Annotated in this window: 20 protein-coding genes and 1 pseudogene; 16 read left to right on the top strand and 5 right to left on the bottom strand. The window is 64.7% G+C overall.

What is annotated here, in order from left to right:
* The first annotated feature begins 37 nt into the window (after positions 1-37).
* The 7 genes and pseudogenes from HYN69_RS05060 (at position 38) to HYN69_RS05035 (ending at position 6,969) form a co-directional block, all read left to right on the top strand.
* A complete protein-coding gene (locus tag HYN69_RS05060; RefSeq protein WP_108434792.1) occupies positions 38-391 on the top strand; it encodes a DMT family protein in 354 nt (117 codons plus the stop codon).
* A 31-nt stretch (positions 392-422) separates the two neighbouring features.
* Complete coding sequence (locus tag HYN69_RS05055) at positions 423-1,634, top strand: multidrug effflux MFS transporter (RefSeq protein ID WP_108434791.1); 1,212 nt, start codon at positions 423-425, stop codon at positions 1,632-1,634.
* A gap of 219 nt (positions 1,635-1,853) precedes the next feature.
* The gene (locus HYN69_RS05050) at positions 1,854-3,251 is read left to right on the top strand and encodes a helix-turn-helix domain-containing protein (RefSeq protein WP_108434790.1); all 1,398 of its coding nucleotides are present in this window, start codon (positions 1,854-1,856) and stop codon (positions 3,249-3,251) included.
* Between the two features lie 78 nt (positions 3,252-3,329).
* Positions 3,330-5,284: pseudogene (gene parE / locus HYN69_RS05045) on the top strand (DNA topoisomerase IV subunit B).
* 296 nt (positions 5,285-5,580) lie between these two features.
* Entirely contained in the window at positions 5,581-6,102 is a 522-nt protein-coding gene (locus HYN69_RS20485) for a hypothetical protein (RefSeq protein ID WP_159082365.1), read from the top strand.
* A gap of 341 nt (positions 6,103-6,443) precedes the next feature.
* Positions 6,444-6,722, top strand: coding sequence for a BrnT family toxin (locus HYN69_RS05040; protein WP_108434789.1), 279 nt, complete (start codon positions 6,444-6,446; stop codon positions 6,720-6,722).
* Complete coding sequence (locus tag HYN69_RS05035; RefSeq protein ID WP_108434788.1) at positions 6,673-6,969, top strand: BrnA antitoxin family protein; 297 nt, start codon at positions 6,673-6,675, stop codon at positions 6,967-6,969. The genes HYN69_RS05040 and HYN69_RS05035 overlap by 50 nt, the downstream gene beginning before the upstream one ends.
* Here HYN69_RS05035 and HYN69_RS05030 read toward each other — a convergent pair.
* The 5 genes from HYN69_RS05030 to proS all read right to left on the bottom strand — a co-directional run bounded on the left by HYN69_RS05030 (position 6,966) and on the right by proS (position 11,658).
* Positions 6,966-7,382, bottom strand: coding sequence for a c-type cytochrome (locus tag HYN69_RS05030; protein ID WP_108434787.1), 417 nt, complete (start codon positions 7,380-7,382; stop codon positions 6,966-6,968). The genes HYN69_RS05035 and HYN69_RS05030 overlap by 4 nt on opposite strands.
* Before the next feature lie 64 nt (positions 7,383-7,446).
* Positions 7,447-8,124 (bottom strand): ABC transporter ATP-binding protein, encoded by a 678-nt coding sequence (locus HYN69_RS05025; protein ID WP_108434786.1) that lies wholly within the window; start codon positions 8,122-8,124, stop codon positions 7,447-7,449.
* Complete coding sequence (locus HYN69_RS05020) at positions 8,117-9,400, bottom strand: lipoprotein-releasing ABC transporter permease subunit (protein WP_108434785.1); 1,284 nt, start codon at positions 9,398-9,400, stop codon at positions 8,117-8,119. The genes HYN69_RS05025 and HYN69_RS05020 overlap by 8 nt, the downstream gene beginning before the upstream one ends.
* 78 nt (positions 9,401-9,478) lie before the next feature.
* Positions 9,479-9,892, bottom strand: coding sequence for an OsmC family protein (locus HYN69_RS05015; RefSeq protein WP_108434784.1), 414 nt, complete (start codon positions 9,890-9,892; stop codon positions 9,479-9,481).
* Positions 9,893-10,320: 428 nt separating this feature from the next.
* The gene (proS, locus tag HYN69_RS05010) at positions 10,321-11,658 is read right to left on the bottom strand and encodes a proline--tRNA ligase (RefSeq protein ID WP_108434783.1); all 1,338 of its coding nucleotides are present in this window, start codon (positions 11,656-11,658) and stop codon (positions 10,321-10,323) included.
* 185 nt (positions 11,659-11,843) lie between these two features.
* On the opposite strand from proS, the gene HYN69_RS05005 reads away from it, so the two are divergent.
* The 9 genes from HYN69_RS05005 (at position 11,844) to HYN69_RS04970 (ending at position 21,030) form a co-directional block, all read left to right on the top strand.
* Positions 11,844-12,638, top strand: coding sequence for a hypothetical protein (locus HYN69_RS05005; RefSeq protein ID WP_108434782.1), 795 nt, complete (start codon positions 11,844-11,846; stop codon positions 12,636-12,638).
* 179 nt (positions 12,639-12,817) lie between these two features.
* Entirely contained in the window at positions 12,818-13,954 is a 1,137-nt protein-coding gene (locus tag HYN69_RS05000; RefSeq protein WP_108434781.1) for an AI-2E family transporter, read from the top strand.
* Complete coding sequence (locus HYN69_RS04995) at positions 13,951-14,622, top strand: P-loop NTPase family protein (protein ID WP_108434780.1); 672 nt, start codon at positions 13,951-13,953, stop codon at positions 14,620-14,622. The genes HYN69_RS05000 and HYN69_RS04995 overlap by 4 nt, the downstream gene beginning before the upstream one ends.
* Before the next feature lie 512 nt (positions 14,623-15,134).
* Positions 15,135-15,500 carry a hypothetical protein gene (locus tag HYN69_RS21680; RefSeq protein ID WP_268902877.1) on the top strand — a complete coding sequence of 122 codons (366 nt, stop codon included), beginning with the start codon at positions 15,135-15,137 and terminating at the stop codon, positions 15,498-15,500.
* Entirely contained in the window at positions 15,389-15,778 is a 390-nt protein-coding gene (locus tag HYN69_RS21675) for a DUF2087 domain-containing protein (RefSeq protein WP_268902876.1), read from the top strand. The genes HYN69_RS21680 and HYN69_RS21675 overlap by 112 nt, the downstream gene beginning before the upstream one ends.
* A 256-nt stretch (positions 15,779-16,034) precedes the next feature.
* Positions 16,035-18,224: an RNA degradosome polyphosphate kinase gene (locus tag HYN69_RS04985; RefSeq protein WP_108434779.1), complete on the top strand. Its 2,190-nt coding sequence runs from the start codon at positions 16,035-16,037 to the stop codon at positions 18,222-18,224.
* Between the two features lie 150 nt (positions 18,225-18,374).
* Positions 18,375-19,931, top strand: coding sequence for a Ppx/GppA family phosphatase (locus HYN69_RS04980; RefSeq protein ID WP_108434778.1), 1,557 nt, complete (start codon positions 18,375-18,377; stop codon positions 19,929-19,931).
* Positions 19,931-20,545: a VOC family protein gene (locus tag HYN69_RS04975; protein ID WP_108434777.1), complete on the top strand. Its 615-nt coding sequence runs from the start codon at positions 19,931-19,933 to the stop codon at positions 20,543-20,545. The genes HYN69_RS04980 and HYN69_RS04975 overlap by 1 nt, the downstream gene beginning before the upstream one ends.
* The gene (locus tag HYN69_RS04970) at positions 20,542-21,030 is read left to right on the top strand and encodes a GNAT family N-acetyltransferase (RefSeq protein ID WP_108434776.1); all 489 of its coding nucleotides are present in this window, start codon (positions 20,542-20,544) and stop codon (positions 21,028-21,030) included. Before HYN69_RS04975 ends, HYN69_RS04970 begins: the two co-directional genes overlap by 4 nt.
* Positions 21,031-21,035 lie beyond the last annotated feature (5 nt).

The following is a 21,035-nucleotide window of genomic DNA, read 5'->3' as shown; positions in this document are numbered from 1 at the left end:
CACGACAAGAACCGCATTTCAAACCCGACAGGTCACCATGCCAGCCATCCCCGCCCCCCTTGCCACCATCGGCCTTCTGCTTGCCTCGAACGTCTTCATGACCTTCGCGTGGTATGGCCATCTCAAGGACAAATCCGCCGCCCTCTGGTGGGTGATCCTTGTCTCGTGGGGCATCGCCTTCTTCGAATATGTGCTAATGGTCCCCGCCAACCGCATCGGCTACGGCGTATTCAACGCGGCGCAACTGAAAACGATACAAGAGGTCATCACCCTGATCGTATTCGCCGTCTTCTCGACGCTCTACCTGAAAGAACCGCTCGGCTGGAACCACGCGCTCGGCTTTGCCTTCATCGCGCTCGGCGCTTTCTTCATTTTCCACAAATGGACGTGACACGCCCCGCTCCGCGCCCTAAATCCGCAAAATGAAAACGTCCCGCTTCCTCGACCGCACCACCCCGCCCCATATCGCCACGCTGATCCTGCTTGCAGGGCTTTCCGCGCTGGCGATGAACATCTTCCTGCCGTCGCTTCCGGGCATGGCGGCCTATTTCGGCGCGCCCTACTCGCTCATGCAGCTTTCGGTCGCGCTCTACCTCGCGCTCTCGGCGGTGCTGCAAGTCATCATCGGCCCCGTCTCCGACCGCTTCGGCCGCCGCCGCGTGCTGCTCGTCTCGCTGGTGCTGTTCCTGATCGCCACCGCAGGCACCCTTCTGGCCCAGACCGCGACCACCTTCCTGATCTTCCGCATGGCGCAAGCCGTCATCGCAGCCGGAATGGTCCTGTCGCGCGCCGTCGTGCGCGACATGGTCCCCGACGCGCAGGCCGCCAGCATGATCGGCTACGTCACCATGGGCATGTCCATCGTTCCCATGATCGGCCCCGTCGTCGGCGGTGTCCTGGACGAGGCTTTCGGCTGGCACGCCAACTTCGGCCTCCTCCTCATCCTCGGTGCGGCCACCCTCGCCCTCACATGGGCCGACCTGGGCGAGACCGCCACGATCCGCCGCGTCAGTCTGGCCGACCAGATGCGAAGCTACCCGACGCTGCTGAAATCGCAGCGTTTCTGGGGCTATGTGCTCTGCGCGTCGTTCACGGCAGGCACCTTCTACGCCTACCTTGGCGGCGCACCCTATGTCGGCAATGTGGTGTTCGGGCTGACCTCGTCGCACATCGGCCTTCTCTTCGCGATCACCGCAATCGGCTATGCCGCCGGAAACTTCGTCGCGGGCCGCTATTCCGTGCGCCTCGGCCTGAACCGGATGATCCTGCTCGGCTCGCTCCTTACCATGGCGGGCCTCGGCCTGCTCCTCGTGCTCACCTTCGCAGGCATCCACTCGGCCCTCGTCTTCTTCGGCTGCACCCTCTTTGTCGGCGCGGGCAACGGCATGACGCTGCCGAACGCCAACGCAGGAATGCTGTCGGTCCGCCCCGAACTTGCAGGCACCGCCTCGGGCCTCGGCGGCGCGATCCAGATCGGCGGTGGTGCCGCCATCGCCGCTCTCGCAGGCGCCCTCCTCGGCCCCGGCTCGGACGAGATGCCCCTCGTCCTGCTGATGCTCGCCTGCGCCACCGCCTCGCTTTTCGCGATCTATTGGGTCATGCGGCGGGCAAGGGCGATCGGGCTTTCGGCATAAGGCAACATCTGGGATTGCCCCGTGGCCCAAAGCCACGGGGCGCGCCCGCACCGCCCCCACGGGGCGGGCGCACGTATACGTGCACCCACCCCGCAGTGCGGGCGCGCCCCTCGCGCCGCGTTCTACGCCCCAAAACAACAATCCATCGGCACCCTTGACGCCCCGCCCATTCCACGAAACTTTGCAACCCAACGCAGCCCGCTTTGCAAAGGCACCGCCATGGCCATCCAGAAACTCTACGCCGGCGCCAAACTGCGCGAGATGCGCGCCCGCCTTGCCCTGACGCAAAAGATCTTCGCCGACAAACTCGGCGTGTCTCTCCCCTACCTCAACCAGATGGAGAACAACCACCGCCCCGTCTCGGCCTCTGTCGTCCTTGCCCTCGCACAGGAATTCGGCCTCGACGTCACCGAACTCACCGTGGGCGAAAGCGAACGCCTCGTGTCCGACATGCGCGAAGCCCTCGCCGACCCCGTCTTCGCCAAAACCGCCCCGCCCCTCGCCGACCTGCGGCTTGCAGCCTCGAACGCACCCGCCCTTGCCCGCGCCTTCCTCGACCTGCACCGCGCCTACCGCCAGACCCACGAACGCCTCGCCAGCCTCGACGAAGCCTTGGGCCGCGACGATGCCTCCTTACGCGCCTCCCCGTGGGAGGAGGTGCGCGATTTCTTCCACTATTGCGACAATTACATCGACGCCATCGACCGCGCCGCCGAACATTTCGCTGCCCCCGCAACCCCCCGCCAAGACATCCTGAAAACCGCAACCGAGGCGCTTGCAAAGCGCGGCATCGCCCTCGCCTTTTCCGGCAACCCCGACCTGCGCCACTACGACCCCGCCACCCGCACGCTCACCCTGTCAGACCGCAGCGCAGGCCCGACCCAGCGCTTCCAACTGCTCCTCCAAGTCGCCCTCCTCACGCAAAACGAGCTGATCGAAGCCACCCTCGACCTCGCCCGCTTCACCACCCCCGAAGCCCGCGACATCGCCAAGATCGGCCTTGCGAACTACTTCGCGGGCGCAGCCCTGCTGCCCTACCGCGCCTTCCAGCAAGCCGCCTTGGAGACCCGCCACGACCTCGAACGTCTTGCCGACCTGTTCGGCGCCTCCATCGAACAGGTTGCGCACCGCCTCTCCACCCTGCAACGACCGGGTGCCAAGGGCATCCCCTTCTTCTTCGTCCGCGTCGACCAAGCGGGCACCATCACCAAACGCCACTCTGCCACACGCCTGCAATTCGCCCGCTTCGGCGGGGCCTGCCCGCTGTGGAACGTGCACCGCGCCTTTGAAACCCCCGGCCAGTTCCTGCGCCAACTCGCCGAAACCCCCGACGGCGTGCGCTACCTCTGCCTCGCCCGCGATGTCTCCAAACCCGGCGGAGCCTTCCACGCCCCCGTCAAACGCTTCGCCATCGGTCTGGGCTGCGAGGTGCAGCACGCCCCCGCCCTCGTCTATTCCGACGGTCTCGACCTCAAGGGCCGGTTCGAACCCTTCGGCATCTCGTGCCGCATCTGCGAACGCAGCGATTGCCACCAGCGTTCGGTCCCGCCCTTGGAACGCCGCCTGCGCGTCGACCCCGACCGCCGCGGCCTTCTGCCTTATGAAATCGCCGACTAGCCCCAACATCTTGCGCCCTCCCCCCCATGGATGGTCTAATGGCGGCTCACGACCTCCATAAGAAGAATCGAGCATCCCATGGCCGACGACCTCCTTTCCGCAGGCACGCAGACCTATGACGCCTCGTCGATCGAGGTGCTCGAAGGGCTCGAGCCCGTCCGCAAACGCCCCGGCATGTATATCGGCGGCACCGATGAACGCGCGCTGCACCACCTCGTGGCCGAAATCCTCGACAACTCGATGGACGAAGCGGTCGCAGGCCACGCCAACCGGATCGAGGTCGAACTCCACGCCGACAATTCCGTCACCGTCCGCGACAACGGCCGCGGCATCCCCGTCGACCCCCACCCCAAATTCCCCGGCAAATCCGCGTTGGAAGTCATCCTCTGCACCCTCCACGCAGGCGGCAAATTCGGCGGCAACGCCTATGCCACGTCAGGCGGCCTCCACGGCGTCGGCGCCTCGGTCGTCAACGCCCTGTCCGACCTGATGCGGGTCGAGGTCGCGCTGAACAAGGAACTCTACGTCCAGTCCTTCTCGCGCGGCATCCCCCAAGGCCCCGTGGCCAAGGTCGGCCCCGTCCAGAACCGGCGCGGCACCACGGTGCTGTTCCACCCCGACCATGAAATCTTCGGCAGCCAGACCTTCAAACCCGCCCGCCTGTTCAAGATGGTCCGCTCCAAGGCTTACCTCTTCTCCGGCGTCGAAATCCGCTGGAAGACCGCCGTCAACGATGGCGAAACCCCGCTTGAGGCCACCTTCCACTTCCCGAACGGCCTAGGCGATTACCTCGCCGACTCTTTGCAAAAAACCACCACCTACGCCGACCGCCCCTTTGCGGGCAAAGTCAGCTTCACCGAAAAATACAACGTCCCCGGCTCCGTCGAATGGGCGATCAACTGGACACCCGCCCGCGACGGTTTCATCCAGTCCTACTGCAACACCGTCCCCACCCCCGAAGGCGGCACGCACGAGGCAGGCTTCTGGGCCGCCATCCTGCGCGGCATCCGCGCCTATGGCGATCTGGTGAAAAACCGCAAATCCGAACTGATCACCCGCGAAGACCTCATGGCGGGCGGCTGCGCGCTGGTGTCGTGCTTCATCCGCGAACCGCAATTCGTGGGCCAGACCAAAGACCGCCTCGCCACCGAGGAAGCCGCCAAATGGGTCGAGGGTGCGGTGCGCGACCACTTCGACAACTGGCTGGCGAACGACACCAAATCCGCAGGCGCGATCCTCGACTTCCTGATCCTGCGCGCCGAAGAACGCCTGCGCCGCCGCCAAGAGAAAGAAACCGCCCGCAAGACGGCGACGAAAAAACTCCGCCTGCCGGGCAAACTGACCGACTGCACCTCGAAAACCCGCGAAGGGACCGAGCTTTTCATCGTCGAAGGCGACTCGGCGGGCGGCAGCGCCAAAGGTGCCCGCGAACGCGAAACCCAGGCCCTGCTCCCGCTCAAGGGCAAAATCCTCAACGTGCTCGGGGCCGCGTCAAACAAACTCCACGACAACAGCGAAATCCGCGACATCTGCGAAGCCCTCGGCGTGGGCATGGGCACCAAGTTCAAGGTCGACGATCTGCGCTACGACAAGATCATCATCATGACCGACGCCGATGTCGACGGCGCCCATATCGCGTCCCTCCTGATGACCTTCTTCTTCACCCAGATGCGCCCGCTGATCGACAAAGGCCACCTCTACCTCGCCTGCCCCCCCTCTACCGCCTGACCCAAGGCGCAAAACGCCTGTATGTGGCAGACGACGCCGAAAAAGAACTGTGGCTGGCCAAAGGCTTGGGCGGCAAAGGCAAGATCGACGTGCAACGCTTCAAGGGCCTTGGCGAGATGGACGCCAAAGACCTCAAAGACACCACCATGAACCCCCTCACCCGCAAACTCATCCGCGTTTCCATCGACGAGGACGAACCGGGCATGACCGGCGATCTGGTGGAGCGGTTGATGGGCAAGAAGCCGGAGTTGCGGTTCCAGTATATTCAGGAGAATGCGAAGTTTGTGGAAGAGTTGGATGTGTGAGGGGGCATCAGCTTGGCTCTGATGGCAGTATAGACCGCTTCAACTTCGATCACTCCAGAGCAGAGACTAACTATTATGAATGGTTATGCATCCCATTCTCAAGATTGAACTTAACCTTAAGACCATGGACATCCGCAAAGTCAACTCGTCCCCAAGAGTGTTGGGCTCGACCAAAAAATGATTTACCCAACGCCACGATACTCAAGATAGCAAGAAAATATTTTACCTTCGATTATCCCGTCATGTAGAAATCCAATCAATCTGCAACGACTTAAAAAACGAAGAGATAACCAAGAATGATAGAAAGAATGCTGAGAGTTCTAATCTTTGGAATAGTGGGTTTTTCAGCTTTCCTTGTTTCCTTCATTTTCTCAAATCTAGTTAATCCGTCACTTTCGCAATCTGGCCACAGGAGCGATGATGCCATCGTCAAAGCTGATTTCGCACAAAGAATTCTAAATGATATCGGCGCAAATAGCTCTACCGGCAGGCTTGAACTGGCGCATGGACTGCTTTTGTTTGTTTTTGCTTCACTTGCTCTTTACATCGTCATGTCTGCTGCGGTTCGGCTAAGAATCCTCGAGAGCGCACAATTGAGATCCTTGCTCCTTATCAGCGCCTTGACGCCGGGATCTCTACTTGCTTTGGGACTGATTGCCAGTGATCTCTTTTCGGATGATCATTCTTTGAGAGATGCACTAACAGGATCGTATTTAACGTTTAGTAGCACCCTTAACTTCTGCTTGAGACTTTCAGTGATAGTAATACCCATTGTGTTTTTGATAGCAATTCTAAAAAGAGACAAAAAGTCTGGATAGACTCTGTGTCACCAAGACGGCGCAGCATCTCAAAGAATTGGTGCAGTTATCAACAGTACCGCAGACGAGATTCCATCGATCAGGGCTGTGCGTGTGGGGTGCGCGCTTCACACGTGCCAACTGTCCGACGCCCCAACAACCCCACCCCAACACTGCTGCCAAGCGCACACTGCACCCTACCCAACCCCGCCCCGGGCCTAACCCGGGACCTCCCCAGCCCACCCTCACCCGGTCCGCCACGAGGCCCCGGGTCAAGGCCGGGGCGGGGACTCTCTTAACCCCGGCTTAACCCTCCCCACCCCACACTCCCCCTTGCCTGCACACTTAAAGTATGCATATAAATGTGGGACTGGGACGAACCAAAGCGCCATGCCAACCTCGCTAAGCACGGCCTCGACTTCGCCGCGCTTGACGGGTTCGACTGGTCGTCGGCAACGCATGGGGCCGACATGCGAACCGACTACGGCGAAGCGCGGATTGTCACCACGGGCTATATCGGCGCAAGGCTTCACATTCTGGCTTGGACACCCCGCCACGGCAGGGTGCGAGTCATCAGCTTGAGGAAGGCGAATGAACGCGAACAGAAAGCTTGGCGCAGCCTCCGTGCCCCTGACCGATGAGCATGGCGAAGTGCGCGAACTCAGCGCAGAGGATTTCGCCCGTCAAAGGCCAACGACCGATTTCCCCGAACTCGTCGAAATCCTGCAAAATCACGGCAAGCTCGGCCGCCCGCCCCTGCCGGAAGCGGAACGCAAACAGCGCGTAACCCTGCACCTCGACCGTGATATCCTCGCCGCCCTGAAAGCCGAAGGAAAAGGCTGGCAAACCCGCGCCAATGCCGCCCTGCGCCGTGCGCTCGGGCTTTAGCGGGCCTGCAACCCCTTCACATATTCCGCCAGTTGCACCAACCGCAGCGGCGTGGGCGTGGCGATCCCGTCGCCGCCGTCAAACAGCACCGTCTCGCTATCCAGCAATTCCTTGAACTCGGGCATCACGCGGCCTTCATCCCGCCCCGTATAGCCCCAGATCTGCGCCATCACCCGCGTGCCGGGGAACACCCCGCCGTTGCGTGCGGTCAGCGTCGTCAGATCGGCGGGCTTTTTCGCCAAGCCCGCCGCAGCCTCGCCATCGCCCCGCCCCGAAACCCCGTGGCAGGCCACGCAATGTTCCGCGAAATCGGCAGCCCCCGTCGGCACCTGCGCCTCACGTTTGGGCATCACGCAGGCGGCCAGCACCGCCAGAACCGCCATGCCGAAGGGGAAGACGAAAGCGCGCTGCATGGGGAGTCTCCGTTCACAGTCCTTAACCACGACAGAACCACGAAGCCCGCCCCCTGCGCAAGCGTCACACCACGACGCGGCCCCCCTCCAGCCGCACGATGCGGTCCATCCTGCCCGCCAACTCCATGTTATGCGTGGCAATCAGCGCCGAAAGCCCCGTCTCGCGCACCAATTCCATCAAGGCACCGAACACCTGATCCGATGTCGCAGGGTCCAAATTCCCCGTCGGCTCATCCGCCAGCAACAGCTTCGGCCCATTCGCCAGCGCTCGGCAAAACGCCACGCGCTGCTGCTCGCCCCCCGACAGCGCCGCAGGCCGGTGGCCGGCCCGCGCACCGACGCCCACGCGCCCCAGCAACCCTTGCGCCCGCGCCACCGCGTCACGCTTGGCAACCCCGTTGGCCAGTTGCGGCAGAACCACATTCTCCAGCGCCGAAAACTCGGGCAGCAGATGGTGGAACTGGTAGATGAACCCCACATCCGCCCGCCGCGCCGCTGTCCGCGCCCCGTCAGACAGCCCCGCCATCTCGCGCCCCGCATGGGCCACGCGGCCCGCATCCGCCACATCCAGCAGCCCCGCGATATGCAAAAGCGTCGACTTCCCCGCGCCACTTGGGGCGACCAATGCCACAACCTCGCCCCGCGCCACGCTCAGCGACGCCCCCCGCAGCACCATCACCTCCGATGGCTTGCCCCGGTTATAGCCCTTTTCGATCCCCTCCAGAACCAGCGCGTCATTCATAGCGCAGCGCCTCTACCGGGTTCATCCGCGCCGCCCGCCGCGCCGGAAACAGCGTGACGACGAAGGAAAGGAACAGCGACAACGACACCGCCGAAAGCACATCATGCACCTGCAACTTCGCGGGCAGCGCATAGATGCCACGGATCGAGGGATCCCAGACCCCGCCCCCCGCCAGATAATTCACCGCCGAGAATATCGGGTCGATATAGACCGCGAACAGACAGCCAAGCACCACCCCCATCGCCGTCCCCACCAGCCCGGTCGAGGCCCCGCAGATGAAGAACACCCGCAGCACCGCCCCCTCGGTCAACCCCATCGTGCGCAAGATGCCGATGTCGCGGCCCTTGTTCTTCACCAGCATGATCAGCCCCGAAATGATGTTCATCGCGGCGATCAGCACAAGGATCGACAAGATCACGAACATCACATTGTCCTCGATATCCAGCGCCCGCAGGAACGACCCCGCACTGTCCCTCCACGTCCAGACCAGCGCCCCCTCGCCCGCCGCGACCATGATAGGCATGGCGATGTCCTCCACCGTTTCCGGATGCGCCACCGTCAGGTCGATCTCGTCGGCCATCCCCTCGCGGTTGAAATAGCTCTGCGCCTCGTCGAAGGGCATGTAAATCCGCGTGCGGTCGATGTCATAGCGACCGGCGGTAAAGATATAGACCACCTCATAGGCATTGACCCGCGGGCTGGTGCCAAACGCGGTCTTTACCCCCGTCGGCGCCACCAGCCGCAACCGATCGCCCAAGCCCACGCCCAATTCCCGCGCGATGCCCGACCCGATGGCGATGCCTTCAGGGAAATAGGAAATATCCCCCTCTGCATCCGCCCCGATGCCCACCCGTGGGATCGCCGCCAGATCGTCGGGCCGTATCCCGTAAACCTCGGCCCCGGTCGCCCCTTCGCCAGCGGTGACCATCACCTGCCCTTTGACCAAGGGCGCCGCCCGCACCACGCCCTCGACCGCAGCCACAGCCACAGCCCGCGCATCGTAATCGTCAAACCCCTTGACCAGACGGCCATCCGCATCGACCCGCCCTGCCGAATAGACCGTCACATGCGCGTTGGCGCCAAGGATGGTGCTGACGAACTCGGCCCGAAACCCCGCCCGCACCGCCAGCGTGGCGATCAGCGCAAACACCGCCAGCGTGATCCCGACCAGCGAAATCCACGTCATCACCGAAACACCGCCCTCGGCCCGCCGCGCCCGCAGATAGCGCCAGGCGATCATCCACTCGAAAGCCGCAAAAGGCCGCGTCGAAGCCATCGGTCCACCCGTTCCAATTCCGCCCGCACCCTGCTTGCAACCCCCGACCCCGTCAAGGCACGGACGCCGCGCGCGCGGTCACGAAAGCGAAGCCCCGCTTCGCCGCAAGACCCCCTCGATCGGCACGGCAAGCGACAGGGTGTTGGAAATCGTACCGTATTTCAGCACATTCCGGTGCAACAGGTTAAGCCGCTGCTCGGTCTCGGGGCTGTCGACCACGATCTCGTAGCTGATCGAGACCAGCTTTGGCGGCGCATCCTGCCTAACCGCCATCAGGCTGACCTCGGCCCCGTCGATCTGCATTTTCAACATCGGGATCATCCGCTCGATACCCTTCAACATACAGGCCGCAAGCGCAGACAACAGCAGTTCAACCGGATTCATCGCGTCCCGCCGTCCCGCCGGATCGGTGTCCAGCACCACTTCGGCCTCCTTGGCCATGACGACACTCCCGTGCCCGTCGATCCTTCGGGCCGTGACGCGATATTCCATCCGGTTTCTCCTGCGAAGGGCCGCTCGCAGGCCCAAGGAACCTTCGCAGACCGGACGCCCTACGTCATTGATCTGTATCAGCCCGCGCGATGGGCAGTGCCTCCGCCGCCCGTACGGCACCGCGCTGCACCCCGCCAAAAACCATCACGCGACATCGCGGTAGTAAAAATGCGTGGCAAAACACTGCCCCGGTCCAAACTCCGGCAAAAGCCTTCGCCCGCCCGAACACAGGCTTGACGCGCCGCAATCCGCTCGACCGCCGCGCCCGACGGCATCCTCTCGCTTTCGCCCATCCGACGGGATGCCACCTCTAATCCTCGGCGGGCGAGACGACAGACACTCACCTTCCGTCCGCAACGCCATCCCACCCCCTGAAAAAGAAACGGGAGGGCAAAAGCCCTCCCGCACCCTCCCGGTCCGCAAAACCCTCAGACGCCCGCGTAAATCTCGGCGATCCGCGCCACCGCCGCATCCGGCGTCATCTCGACGCTTTCGCCCGTCCGGCGGCTGGTCACCTCGACCACTCCGTTCGCCAATCCGCGCGGCCCGACCGTGATGCGCCACGGCAGTCCGATCAGGTCCATCGTCGCGAACTTCGCCCCCGCCCGCTCGTCACGGTCATCGTAAAGCGCCTCCAGCCCCTTGGCCGCCAACGCCTTGTAAAGCCCCTCGCAGGCCGCATCCGCCGCCGCGTCGCCCTGCTTGAGGTTCACGATCCCCACAGGGAACGGCGTGACCCCCTCGGGCCAGATGATCCCCTTGTCGTCATGGCTCGCCTCGATGATGGCCCCCAGCAGACGCGACACGCCGATCCCGTGCGACCCCATCTCGACCGGCACCCGCTCGCCCTTGTCGTTGACGACCAGCGCCCCCATCGCCTCGGAATACTTGGTCCCGAAGTAAAAGATCTGCCCCACCTCGATGCCGCGCCCCACCTTGCGATGCGCCTCGGGCACCGCCTCGAACACGGCCCCGTCATGCGTCTCGTCGGTGCGGGCATAAAGCGTGGTGAACTCGCGGCACACATCGGCCACCGCCGCGCGGTCGTCATAGTCGATCTCGCGCGCCCCCAGCTTCAGCGCCGTCACGCGGTCATCGTAAAACACCTCCGACTCGCCGGTCTGCGCCAGCACAAGGAATTCGTGCGTGTTATCCCCGCCGATCGGGCCAGACGCCGCCCGCATCGGAATGGCGGTCAGCCCCATCCGCTCATAGGTGCGCAGATAGCTGACCATATGGCGGTTATAGGCATGCAGCGCCGCCTCCTTGTCGATGTCGAAGTTGTAGCCATCCTTCATCAGGAACTCGCGCCCCCGCATCACGCCAAAGCGCGGCCGCATCTCGTCGCGGAACTTCCACTGGATATGGTACAGCGTCAGCGGCAAATCCTTGTAGCTGTTCACATGACTGCGGAAAATGTCCGTCACCATCTCCTCGTTGGTCGGCCCGTAAAGCAACTCGCGCTTCTGCCGGTCGGTGATGCGCAGCATCTCCTGCCCGTAATCGTCATAGCGCCCGCTTTCCCGCCACAGGTCGGCCGGCTGCAAGGTCGGCATCAAGAGCGGGATATGCCCCGCCCGCTCCTGCTCCTCGTTCACGATGGTCTCGATCCGCCGCAGCACGCGCAAGCCCAGCGGCAGCCACGAATAGATCCCCGCCGCCTGCTGCTTGATCATCCCCGCCCGCAGCATGTAGCGATGCGACACGATCTGCGCCTCGGCAGGGTTTTCCTTCAGAACGGGCAGGAAGTAACGGGTCAGACGCATGGGATGGGCCTCGTGAATTTCGGTACCTGCGTTCCTAGCGACAACCAACCGCCCGCGCAACGGTCAGGGCGACAGACGGGTCGCACATCCGCCGCCAGCTTCCGCTGCACGACCAGTCCTTGACTCGTCCCCCCCGCAAACACGATCACAACACAAAGTTGTTTCCGACCGGACGCGTACACCCCATGTCGAGCCCGACCACCGCCCTGCCCCCGCCTTCTCCTCCCCCCCTTCCGCCCCGTCTGTTCTGGCGCAGGATCTTCGCCTTTCTCGTCGATCTCACCCTCGCCTCGGCCCTGTCCTTCGCGCTTCTCGTGGCCCTGCCCCTGCCCGCTTGGGTCCATCCCGGCAGCCTGCCTTTCGCTCCGGTAAAGACCATGTGCACCAAGGCGACCATCGCAGCCTCCGGCCTCGCACCGCAGCGCATCGCGGCCAGCGGGTTCTGCACGGCACTCAGCGTCGGCGCGCCCGACCTGCACTCGGCATTCCTCATCTTCGATGCGGTGCAAACGGAAAACACCTCCTCGCGCAAATCCGTCAGCTATTTCATCGACCCCACCACCGGCCGCTTCCAGCCCACGCTCCAGCCGCAAACCTTCCTCTGCCTCGTCCTCCTCGCCCTGATCTCGGGCCACTTGCACCGCAAGGGCCGCGCCAGCCCCGGCAAATGGCTCCTCGGCCTGCGCGTCACTGGTCTGCGCGTCGCTGGCCCCGCAGGCCTCCGGCGCGAAACACTCCGCCTTGCGCCCCTGCTCATCGCGGCCGTGCTCGCCCTGCCGGCCACGATCCTCGCACCCGAAACCCTGTTCGCCCTGATGGACCGCCCGCTCGCAGCTACCCTCGGCATGATTGCCACCCTCGCCCTGACCGGCCTCGCCCTCGTCTGGTTCTGGTATGATTTCTTCCCCCTGCGCTGGAAAGGCGCCCTGCGCCACGACCGCCTTTGCGCCACAGCCGTCATCCGCGCCCGCAAAGCCTGACACGCCGCCCGCTTCACCTTGCCCCTTCACCCTTGCCCAAATACTCCGGGGTCCGGGGCAGCGCCCCGGCGGGCGGACAGGGGCGGAACCCGGGCCGCGCAAGGACCGCACCGCTTCACCCTTGCACCCGGCGCGTCCGATGGTGATATGATGCCCGTATTACACCGAAAGGCGCGAGAATGGCCCTGCCCGTGCGGCAACAGCTTGTGACATGGAGCATCGCCGCAGCGGTGTTCCTGCTCCTGCTCTATGTTCTGGGCGACGTGCTTTTGCCCTTCCTCGTCGGCGGCGCCATCGCCTATTTCCTCGACCCCGTGGCCGACCGGCTGCAACGCGCAGGCCTCAGCCGCGTGGGCGCCACGGTCACGATCTCGCTCGTGGCCCTGCTGATCGTCGTGCTGCTGGTCCTTGCCGTCATCCCCACCCTCGTCGAACAGCTCACCGGCCTGATCAACGCCGCCCCCGAAATCGCCACCCGCCTGCAAGCCTTCCTGACCGAACGCTTCCCCGAGCTGAACGACAGCACCTCGACCATCCGCCAGACCCTCGCCCAGATCGGCCAAAGCATCCAGGCCAAGGGCGGCCAACTGGCCGAAACCCTGCTCACCTCGGCCATGAGCATCGTCTCGGCGGTGATCTTCATCGTCGTCGTGCCGGTCGTGGCCTTCTACATGCTGCTCGACTGGGACCACATGGTCGCCCGCGTCGATGCGCTCCTGCCGCGCGACCACGCCCCCGTGATCCGCCGCATGGGGGCCGAAATCAACGCCGTGCTGGCAGGCTTCGTGCGCGGGCAACTGTCGGTCTGCCTGCTTCTGGGCAGCTTCTATTCGATTGCGCTGATGGTCGCGGGGCTGCAATTCGGCCTGATCGTCGGCGCCATCGCGGGGGCGATCACCTTCATACCTTACGTCGGCTCCCTCGTCGGCGGCACGCTCGCCATCGGGCTCGCACTGTTCCAGTTCTGGGGCGATTGGGTCTCGATCGGCATCATCGCCGCGATCTTCGCCGTCGGCCAGTTCATCGAAGGCAATATCCTCACCCCCAAACTCGTCGGCAATTCCGTGGGCCTGCATCCCGTCTGGCTTTTGTTCGCGCTCTCGGCCTTCGGCGCGCTCTTCGGCTTCGTCGGCATGCTGGTCGCCGTTCCGGTCGCGGCCTCCATCGGCGTGCTCACCCGCTTCGGCCTTTCGCAGTATCAGGCCAGCCTGCTTTACCACGGTCAGGCAGGACGCCCCGGAATCGTCCACGGCCCCGGCGCTGCCGCAAGCCCCGCCTCCGCCGCCCCCCTGCCGCAGGACGACATCCAAGAGTGACCCGCCAACTCGCCTTTGACCTCCCCGTGTCCGAAACCTTCCGGCGCGAGGATTTCTTCGTGTCGCCCACCAACACCACCGCCCTCGCGGCGCTTGACGCATGGCAGGGCTGGCCCGGCGCCAAGATGCTGCTCGTCGGCCCGCAAGGCAGCGGCAAGACGCACCTCGCCCACCTGTGGATGCAGGCGACAGGGGCGGCACTTGTACGAGGCGCGGCGCTCGCCACCGCCGACATCCCCGAACTGGCCGGGCACGGATCGGTCTGCGTCGAAGACGCCGAAGGCGCCGCAGGCGACCCCGAGGCCGAAGCCGCCTTCTTCCATCTGCACAACATCGTCACCCGAAGCGGCGCGCTGCTCGTGACCGCGACCACCCCGCCCCGCGACTGGGGCCTGCGCCTCCCCGACCTCGCAAGCCGCCTGCAAGCGGCCCCGCTCACCCGCCTCGACGCGCCCGACGACGCGCTGCTCTCCGCCGTGCTGGTCAAACTGTTCTCCGACCGCCAGATCGTGGTGCCGCCCAACCTGATCCCCTATCTCGTGCAACGCATGGAACGCTCGCTCGCCACCGCCCGCCTGCTGGTCGCCACCCTCGACGCCGTATCCCTGGCCCACGCCCGCCCCGTCACCCGACAACTTGCGGCCAGCATCCTGGGGACCGACGACTGATCCGCAGACCGGATTTTTCTGCGAAAAATCCCGCCGCAACGATTTTTCTGCGAAAAATCAGCGGCCCCCCCCGACGACATGCCCCGCTCCCCCGCGCAGTCTTCGGCCATCAGACCACCACAGACCAAACGACGCGCCACCTCTTGCAAGGGATCGACACCGCACGCCTCCTCCCTGCGCGCGGACCCACCCGCGCATATCCGCCAAGAATCCGAATCCCCCTGACCATGATCACGCAAGCCCGACACGCCCTGCCCGCGCCCTCTGCGCCACGCCCCCGAAGCACGGACCTGAATTTTCGCAGAAAATTCGTTGGTCCGTGCGCTCCCGGAAAGACCCCGCTTGCCAATGCCGCGCTGTCGGCTACCGTGAAAACCGGTCGGCAGTTCCCGAGACGTCGCTATCCCGCATGGGAAGGCTAAACCTGCCCCTAAGCGCATCGCACCGGACCCATTCTCGTGCCGCGTCAAGAAGAGCGACCCTGACACATGCGGCCCAACAGGATCGATGCCATGTCGCGCCAGACCATCCCGCTTGCCACTGCCGACCTTTCGGCCTTTGTCCGCCACCTCGCAGGCCAGCTTGCCCGCAATGCCACCCCCGGCCATGTCGAGTTGATCAACATGCTCGCCCGCGCCGCAGGGTTTCGCAACTTCCAGCACCTGCGCGCCGCAACCGTGGCGCAGCAACGCTTCGACAGACCCGAACCGCCCTGCGACCTGACCCTCGTCGAACGCGCCTGCGCCATTTTGACGACACCGGCGTCATGCGCGACTGGCCCGCCCGCCGGGGCCAGCAAATCCTCTGCCTCTGGACCCTCCGGGCACAGCTGCCCTCAGGCCCGGCGCTGCATGAACGGGCGCTCAGCGCCCGCCTGAACACCCTCCACAGCTTCCGCGACGCAGCCCTCCTCCGGCGCGCCATGGTGGGCCTCGGCCTTCTGGGGCGCACCGCAGACGGCACCGCCTATACCCGCCGCGAACAACCTCCGCCCCCCCCCCGAAGTCCGCCCCCGGAAGTCCGCCCCCAGAAGCCCGCGCCCTCATCCGCCGCGTCACCGCCCGCCGAAAACCCTCAGCCTGACCCACGACTCCCGCCCCTCCAACCCGAACGGGGGGCCTACGCCCGCCAACCACCCTGGCCCGAAAGGGGATGACAGCCCCCACGCGCCGCCCCCAACCGCCCATTCACACTCGGCCAAATATCCTCGGCCAAATATCCTCGGGGGCTGAGGGCCGACACGGCCCGAGGGGGGCAGAAAGCCCCCTTCCCGCGCACCACGCCAAACGCCCCCACCAAGCCATGGCAAAAGCCCCCCATCAGCCCCCCCGCAGCCCGTCCCCACTGGACACCGCCGCGCCCCTCGCGTCACATGTCACGAAAGCGTCGCATCCCGCCGGTATCCCGCCCCCATGACCCAGTCCGATTTCCTCAAAGCGCCCTTCCCCGCCCCCGTCACCCTGCCCGAGGCGGAACGCAGCGGCCCGCGCCGTTTCTTCAACCGCGAACTCTCGTGGCTCGCCTTCAACTGGCGTGTGCTGGACGAGGCATCGAACCCCGATGTCCCGCTTCTCGAACGCCTGCGCTTCCTGTCGATCTCGGCCACCAACCTCGACGAATTCTACACCGTCCGCGTCGCGGGCCTGCGCGCCTTGCAACGCCGCGCCAACGCGACCCTGTCCGAAGACGGCCGCCGCCCCGATGAACAGCTGGCGCTGATCCATGACGACGCACGCAAACTCATGCTCACCCAGCAATCCGTCTTCAACCGCCTGAAGCGCGAGATGGAAGCGCAGGGCATCACCCTCGTGACCCGCTCGAAACTGACCGCACGCGACCACAAACACCTTGCCGACCACTTCCTCAACAATGTGTTTCCGGTCCTCTCGCCCCTCGCCATCGACCCCGCGCACCCCTTCCCCTTCATCCCCAACACCGGCTTCTCGCTGGCCTTGGAGCTTGAACGCGAAACCGACCACCGCACGCTCAAGGCCCTGCTGCCCATCCCCCAGCAGATCGACCGCTTCGTCCCCCTGCCGTCCAAACCCGGCGAAAACCGCTACCTGCCGCTGGAAGAACTCCTGCTGCTCCACCTCGACATGCTCTTTCCCGGCTACACCGACCGCGGCCACTGCATCTTCCGCGTGTTGCGCGACAGCGACCTCGAGGTCGAAGATGAAGCCGAAGACCTCGTGCGCGAGTTTGAGACCGCCCTGAAACGCCGCCGCAGGGGCGAGGTGATCCGCCTCAAACTCTCGGCAGGTGCTCCGGCGGAACTCCGCGCCCTGATCATGGACGAACTTGCCGTGACCGAGGACATGGTGGTCGAGGTGCGCGGCCTTCTCGGCATCGCCGACCTCAAGGAACTGGTCCTCTCGTCGCGCCCCGATCTCTTGTGGCCGAAATTCACCCCGCGCGTCCCCGAACGGGTGCAAGACCACGATGGCGACCTGTTCGCCGCCATCCGCCAGAAAGACATCCTGCTGCACCACCCCTACGAGACCTTCGATCTCGTCATCAACTTTCTCGAACAGGCCGCGCGCGACCCCAACGTGCTGGCGATCAAACAGACGCTCTACCGCACCTCGTGGGACAGCCCCATCGTCTCGGCGCTCTGCGAAGCCGCCGAGGCAGGCAAATCCGTCACGGCGCTGGTGGAGCTCAAGGCCCGCTTCGACGAGGCCGCCAACATCCGCCAGTCCCGCCGCCTCGAACGCTCGGGCGCGCATGTGGTTTACGGCTTCATCCAGTACAAGACCCACGCCAAGATCAGCACCGTGGTGCGGCGCGAGGGCGACCATCTCGTAACCTACACCCATTACGGCACCGGCAATTACCACCCGATCACCGCCCGCATCTACACCGATCTGTCGTTCTTCACCTGCGACGCCGCCCTTGGCCGCGACGCGACCAAGGTGTTCAACTACCTCTCGGGCTACGTGCAACCGGAAGGGCTGGAAAACCTCGCCATCTCGCCGATCACGCTCAAACCCCGCCTTCTGGAACTCATCGCGGCCGAAGCCGCCCATGCCCGCGCGGGACGCCCCGGCGAAATCTGGGCCAAGATGAACAGCCTGATCGACCCCGAGGTGATCGACGCCCTCTATGCCGCATCAAAGGCTGGCGTGAAGATCAGCCTTGTCATCCGCGGCATCTGCGGTGTGCGCCCCGGCGTGCGCGGCCTTTCGGAAAACATCCGCGTCAAATCCATCGTGGGGCGCTTTCTCGAACACAGCCGCATCATGTGTTTCGGCAACGGCCACGGCCTGCCCTCGAAATCCGCCCGCGTGTTCCTGTCGTCCGCCGACTGGATGGGCCGCAACCTCACCCGCCGCGTCGAAACGCTGGTCGAAATCCACAACCCCACCGTCAAAGCCCAGATCGAAGGCCAGATCATGGCCGCCAACCTCGCAGATGAGGCGCAAAGCTGGGTGCTCCACCCCGATGGCAGCTACAAACGCGAACTCAAGGCCAAGGATGGCACGCTGTTCACCTGCCACCGCTTCTTCATGGAAAACCCGTCGCTGTCGGGTCGCGGCACGGCAGGCGCGAAAGACGTGCCCAAGCTGGCACAACTGCGAGAAGACGGATCCGACCGCTAGCACGGGGCAAAATTTCTCACAAAGAAATTTCTCAGATTCCCTGCCAGGGAATTTGGCCCCACGCCCGGCAGCAATCCCGGCCTTGGCCCCGAATCCTTGACCCTGCCCCCCAGACGCGCCAACCTGCACAAAATTTAAGGACAGTTACGAATGACCGAAACGACCGCCCTCGCCGACCTTGGCAGTGAGGACGATTTTGGCCCGTTCGGCCGACCGCTGTTCGACGACCCCTCGGCCCGTGCCCTCAGCCGCGTGGGGGTGGTCGATGTCGGGTCGAACTCGGTCCGCATGGTGGTGTTCGACGGCGCCGCCCGCAGCCCGGCCTATTTCTACAACGAAAAGATCATGTGCGGCTTGGGCAAGGGCCTGCATGAAACCGGAAAGCTCAACCCCGAAGGCCGCATCCGCGCCCTCGCCGCGCTCAAACGCTTCGCCCTTCTGGCCGAAGGCATGGGCAGCACGCCCCTTACCGTGGTCGCCACCGCCGCCACCCGCGAAGCATCCGACGGCCCCGATTTCCAGGCCGAAGTCCTGCGCGAAACCGGCCTGAAGCTCTGGGTGATCGACGGAGACGAAGAAGCGCGGCTGTCCGCCCAAGGGGTCCTTCTCGGCTGGCCCGAAGCGCAAGGCATCGTCTGCGACATCGGCGGCAACTCGATGGAACTCGCTTGCATAGGCGACGGCAAGGTGGGCAAGCGCGTCTCGACGCCGCTTGGCCCCTTCCGCCTGCAACAGGTCGATGGCGACGCGAAAAAGCGCCAGAAACTGATCGAACGCGTGCTCAACACCGCGCAATCCACCGTCAAATCCAGCGGCGAGCGCATCTACCTCGTCGGCGGCTCGTGGCGCGTCATCGCCCGCCTCGACATGGATCGCCGCAACTACCCGCTCACCGTCCTGCACGAATACCGCATGACCCCGCAATCGCTGCTCGACACGCTCGACTGGATCGCAACCTCCGATCTTGCCATCCTGCGCGCCCGCACCGGCACTTCGACCGAACGGATGGAACTTGTCCCCCTCGCCTGCGAGGTGTTGCGCGAACTCATCCGCATCCTGAAACCCTCGGAAATCGACATTTCCGCCTATGGCATCCGCGAAGGCCTGCTTTACGAACAGATGCCCGACCGCCTGCGCCGCCGCGACCCGCTGATCGAAGCTGCCCGCATGGCTGAACTGACCTCGGCCCGCACCCCCGGTTTCGGCAAGAAGCTTTACGAATTCCTGCTGCCGCTGTTCAAGGGCGCGGATGAAGAACGCCACCGCCTGATAAAGGCCGCCTGCCTGCTCCACGACACCACATGGCGTGCCCACCCCGATTACCGGGCCGAGGTCTGCTTCGACAACGCCACCCGCGCCAACCTTGGCGGCCTCGACCACACCGGCCGCGTCTTCCTTGGCCTGTCACTCTTGCACCGCTACAAGAACAGCCGCGCCGGATCGCGGCTCGAACCCTTGTTCCGCCTGCTGACCGAAGACCAGATCCGCGATGCCGAAGTCTTGGGCAAAGCCATGCGCTTTGGCGCGATGTTCTCGGCCGCCGACCCGTCAGAAGCAGGCACCCTGTCCTGGCAACCCAAAAAGAAGACGCTCGAACTCGCCCTCACCCCGCGCGGCGCAGACCTCTTCGGCGAAGTTGCCCAAGCCCGCTTTTCCTCGCTCGCCAATGCACTGAAAGCCATCACCAAGATCGTAGCACCCAAGTGATGCTGACCTTCGACCACATCGCCATTTCCGCCACCACCCTCGGCGAAGGGGTCGAGTCGGTCCAATCCGCCCTCGGCCTGCCGCTCGCAGGGGGCGGACAACATGCCCTTATGGCCACCCACAACCGCCTCTTGGGCCTTGGCGACATCTACCTCGAAGTCATCGCCCCCGATCCGTCTCTGCCCGCCCCCTCCCACCCCCGCTGGTTCGACCTCGACGCCTTCACCGGCCCGCCCCGCCTGACCAACTGGGTCGCCGCCTGCGATGACCTCGCCGCCGAAATCGCCGCCTCTCCCGCAGGCATCGGCACGCCCACGGCGCTCGAACGTGCCGATTTCCGCTGGGACATGGCGATCCCTGCCAACGGCAAACTCCCCTATGACGGGGCTTTTCCCGCCCTCATCCACTGGCAAGGCGGCCTTCACCCCACCCACCGCCTGCCCGAAAGCAATGCCCGCCTGATCCGCCTTGAAATCACCCACCCCGACGCCGCAACCCTGACCGACATGTTGTCCCCCCGCCTGAGCGACCCGCGCATCCTCTTCACCACCGGCCCCGTGACAGCCATGCAAGCCACCTTCACCACGCCCCACGGCACCCGATCGTTTCCATGATCCGCGACGCCACCCCCGCCGATTCCGCAGCCATCGCCGCGATCTGGAACCCGGTGATCCGCGACACCGCCGCCACCTTCAACTCGGCCGAGAAATCCCCCGCCGAAATCGCGCAAACCATCGTCACCCGCCAGACCGAAGGCCACGCCTTCCTCATAGCCACCAATGGCGAAACCCTCCTCGGATTCGCCAGCTTCAGCCAGTTCCGCGGCGGCATAGGCTACGCCCGCACGATGGAACACACCATCATCCTCGCCCCTGCAGCCATAGGCCAAGGCACCGGCCGCGCCCTGATGCAAAGCCTCGAATCCCGCGCCCGCACCGCCGGCGCCCACAGCCTTTTCGCCGGCGTCAGCGCCGAAAACCCCGCAGGCCTCGCCTTTCACACGCGCATGGGCTTTGCCGAAGTCGCCCGTCTGCAACAGGTGGGCTATAAATTCGGCCGTTACATGGACCTTGTGCTCATGCAGAAATTCCTGTCCTGACAAGC

It is taken from the genome of Gemmobacter aquarius (assembly GCF_003060865.1).
Taxonomy (GTDB): Bacteria; Pseudomonadota; Alphaproteobacteria; order Rhodobacterales; family Rhodobacteraceae; genus Paragemmobacter; species Paragemmobacter aquarius.
This window is presented reverse-complemented; position numbering and strand designations above follow the sequence as displayed.